Genomic DNA, 3,963 nt, shown 5'->3' on the forward strand with positions numbered 1-3,963 from the left:
ACTACGCTCTGTTGCATATAAGTCACAGCCAATAATAGGGTGTAAGATTTCGCGGCTATGAATTCGCAGTTGATGGGTTCGTCCTGTCAATGGTGTGAATGTTACCTTGGTCAAGTCAGGGTTCAGGTAGCGCTCAATAACTTGAAATTTTGTTATCGCCTCTTTACCTGTTTCGTAGCAGATTTTCTGGAATGGAAAATTGGCCACATCTTTTGCGATTGGAAAGCTAATCGTACCTTCATCTTTTTCGAGTGTGCCTTCTAATATCGCGCAATATGACTTTTTTATCGACCTTGCCTGAAACTGTTTTCCAATATGAGCATTAACGCTTTTGCTAAGTGATATCAGCATAATACCTGAAGTACCGAAGTCGAGCCGGTGAGTCAGCCTAGCGTTTGGGAAGTCTTTAACGAGCCGGTAATGAACTGAGTCAATATTGAGTGGGTTCTTTCCTGACAAACTTAGCAATTTACTTGGCTTGTTAATGAGTAATAAATGCTCATCTTGATAAAGAATCTTGATATGTTCGTGGCAAGGCGGGGCGATAAAATCATCAGGTTTATGTTGCATTGTCTTAGTATGACGTAAAAAACTGTGATGTATAGATGAATTGAAACAGAAAAGTGTTTAGTTAAAATTTGTCGATTCAGAAAGTGATAATTCAACCGATATTTTTACGGTTGGGCTAAATCGCAGACAAGAAAAAACCCGAACATCTTGCGATGATCGGGTTCTTCGAATAATGGTGCCCGGTCTCGGAATCGAACCAAGGACACGAGGATTTTCAATCCTCTGCTCTACCGACTGAGCTAACCGGGCATATCAATTATTTAAAGTGCTTGATCTTGCACTGGTACAACTTGTTGCGTCTCGGTATGTCTGCAACGGGGGCGTATTAAACCTGTTTCGTTTCGATGAGTCAAGAGCTAAAACTAAAAAAAAATCACAAACGTAAATTTTGATTATTTTGTAGGCGTAACATAGCCCTCTATGCTTTCAATGTCTTCATTATTAAAGAATTTATGCATCTGTTCTTTCAAGAACTTTCGGTCTTCGGCGCTCATCATATTGAGCTGTCGTTCGTTAATCAGCATGGTTTGTTTATTTTGCCATTCTTTCCAGGCTTGTTCAGAGATGTTGTTAAAAATATCTTGGCCCGCTTCTCCTGGCATTGTCGGGGTATCCAGGCCTTTCAGTTCTTTTTGATACTTTCTGCAAAAAACAGTGCGACTCATGTTTCGATCTCGTGTGGTAAGTAAATAGCATGTGATGGGTCAATCTTAGTCATTTAATCTGAATAAATCATCACAATTTAGCTTTTCAAGGTAGGAAGATATTGGTGCCGGCAGGCCTAATTTAGAAAGCTGATGTTCTTGGATCCACTTTAGCCTATCTGATGAGCGTACTTCTGGTAGTGACGCTTTTAGCTTTAATTTAACCGGCTGTATCTCTAGTTTGTAATGAGAAAAGGTATGGTGAATGCTTTGGTGTCTTTCTAGTAGTTCTGTTTCTATGCCAAAGTTCTCGGTGCAGTATTGAATCAAGTCTGGTGGCGTGAGTGAGGGTGGTGCCTCTGGCAAGCTATATAAACCACCCCATATTCCGCTTGGCGGCCTTTTCTCAAGTAGGACTCCCTTATCAGACTCAATTAGCAGTGCCCAGGTTTTCTTTTGAGGGATCTTTTTTTTGGGTTTTGAAACCGGTAGGGCATGTTGTAGGTCTGCTTTGTTTGCCTGGCAATCTTCCTGCATTGGACAAATTGTGCACTTAGGTTTGCTGCGTGTGCAGAGTGTTGCGCCAAGATCCATGATGGCTTGTGTATAGTCATCAACACGATCTTGCGGTGTGTGTTCATCTGCGAGTAGCCATAGCTTTTGTTCGGTTTTTCTTTCGCCAGACCAGGTTTTGATGGCGTGATAACGACATAAAACCCGTTTTACGTTGCCATCAAGAATCGGGGCATATTGTTTGTGAGCAATGCTACGAATAGCGCCAGCAGTTGAACGACCAATGCCTGGCAGGGCACTTAAGCCGTCAACATCTTCGGGAAAGACGCCATCCAGGTCATAAGATATTTGTTTTGCTGCTTTGTGTAGATTACGCGCACGGGCGTAATAGCCTAAACCGGCCCAATGTTCGAGCACGCTGTCTTCGTCAGCATCTGCCAAACTTTTAACATCAGGAAAGCTTGCCATAAAGCGTTTGAAGTAGTCGATAACTGTGCTGACCTGGGTTTGCTGGAGCATAATTTCAGATACCCAAACCCTGTAGGGTGTTTTGTCTATTTGCCAGGGTAAGTTTTTGCGACCGTGTTGGTCGAACCAATTTAGTAGGCGATTTGCAAAGATTGATGAGCTTTTATCTGTGGACATTAAAATAGTTTCTTGAGTAGGTTCTTGGCAGCATCTTTGATTTCATCTTTGTCGCCAAGGTGTTTGTTTAAGGCTCTATCCAGTTCTTTATCTAATTTACGCTTTGCTTCTTTAGCAGCTACTTGCTTGGTCGCATCGAGTAAACGTTTGCTGTCCAGTTTACATAGCTCAGCTGGAGGCGTATCAAATTTTCCTTTGCATCTTACAGGAACAGGAATGTCTTTGAACTTTTCATTAACCCTGCAGGCATGCTCATTAGAGTCGCCAATGACGCGTAAGCCGGTTTTTATGTCTAGCGATGTTGCGCTCAGGTTGATAGGGCCTTCGGCGCTCATCGCCAATCCGGAGCTTGTTAGCTCGAAATTGTTCGTGAGAATCTCATCTTTCAAACTGGCGCTGCCTTTAAGCAGATCAAAAGGTGTGGCTTTTGGCCAGTTGTTAGTATCGATAGAATCTTTATTTATTAGGGCCAATCCTTTGCAGCTTAGTGCCTTGAAGTTTATGCCTTGAACTTCACCGTCGAGTACTTCAAATTCGGATTGAGCCAAGGCATTGCTTTGAACTTCGCTTAAGGTGTTACCACGACTTGTCAGCGCAGCACTAAAATTGAGAGTGCCACTGAGGCTAGCGCTGTCCTCGGCATTTTGAATTTCCAGCGCTTGAATCAGAGTGCCTAAGTTAAGGTTTGATATCTTTGTATCGGCTTGCCAAGTAGGTTTGTTGCTACGCGCATCTATTTTTGCGCTCGTGTTTAGTATGCCTTCATGAGACTTCGCAGACAGGTTTGTTACGCTGACGATTCCGTTCTTTGCGGCTAATTCGACATTAAGATTTTCGATCAGGACTTTGTTTGCAATTAAGCTTTGTTGTTTTAAAGATATGTCTAGATCGAGCTGTCTCAGTGTTTCTAGTGGCAGAAGCTCTGAGTTGGTTTGGTTGTTCGTTGGTGCTTCATCGTTGGCGCTTGCTTGGGTGTTGTTATTTTCCTCTTCGGCGGGTAAATAATTATCGATATTAACTGAGTCACCGACAAGGCTAAGTGCAAACGCTTGATTACTGCTATTGAATGTAAGGTCTCCTTGCCATGAACTCTTATCTACTTGTGTGTTGATTTGTTGAAAGTATAGAGCCTGGTCTTTAAATTCGAGCTTACTCGAAAGGCTAAATGCGTTTAGCGCTTCAGGTGAAGATAAGGTGGGTAATGCAATTCCAAATCTCTCGGCTAGAATCTTGGGGTTGAACTTGTTGACTTGGACTTGCCCTTGAAGGTGAGGTGATTCTAAGTAGTTTGTAAGGCTTAACTGACTATCAAGCTTGAGTTCCTCGAGTATGAGGAAAAGCTCCTCAACCACTATTTCTTCTTTACTGGTGTTCACAGTGAATTTGCTGTCGAGACTTGCATTAATTACTTCGAACTGAGAGAAGGCGCCATTCGCTTCAAAATTACTCTTGAGTTCTTTTACCGTAATTTTTGAAAAGTCAGGTGAAAACTCGATAAGGCCAATAATATTAGAATTGAGTGTTAGTTTTTCTATGGTGTCTTCGAAGGTGAAGTCTATGTCGAAGGGTACATCTTTGTTTGGTGCTATGT

4 protein-coding genes and 1 tRNA gene are annotated in these 3,963 nt (G+C 42.3%); all 5 read right to left on the reverse strand.

The annotated features are described in order from the left end of the window. The coding region (locus A3766_RS17775; RefSeq protein ID WP_068642621.1) for a pseudouridine synthase at positions 1-570 on the reverse strand (570 nt) is incomplete at its 3' end. A gap of 173 nt (positions 571-743) precedes the next feature. Further along, positions 744-819: transfer RNA gene (locus tag A3766_RS17780), tRNA-Phe, on the reverse strand. Between the two features lie 143 nt (positions 820-962). Further along, positions 963-1,235 (reverse strand): oxidative damage protection protein, encoded by a 273-nt coding sequence (locus A3766_RS17785; protein WP_068553869.1) that lies wholly within the window; start codon positions 1,233-1,235, stop codon positions 963-965. 45 nt (positions 1,236-1,280) lie between these two features. Next, on the reverse strand, positions 1,281-2,372 hold the full coding sequence (gene mutY / locus A3766_RS17790; protein WP_068511288.1) for an A/G-specific adenine glycosylase: 1,092 nt from the start codon (positions 2,370-2,372) through the stop codon (positions 1,281-1,283). After that, the coding region (locus A3766_RS17795; protein ID WP_068642623.1) for an AsmA family protein at positions 2,372-3,963 on the reverse strand (1,592 nt) is incomplete at its 5' end. The genes mutY and A3766_RS17795, both read right to left, overlap by 1 nt.

The sequence above is a fragment of the Oleiphilus sp. HI0132 genome (genome assembly GCF_001635845.1).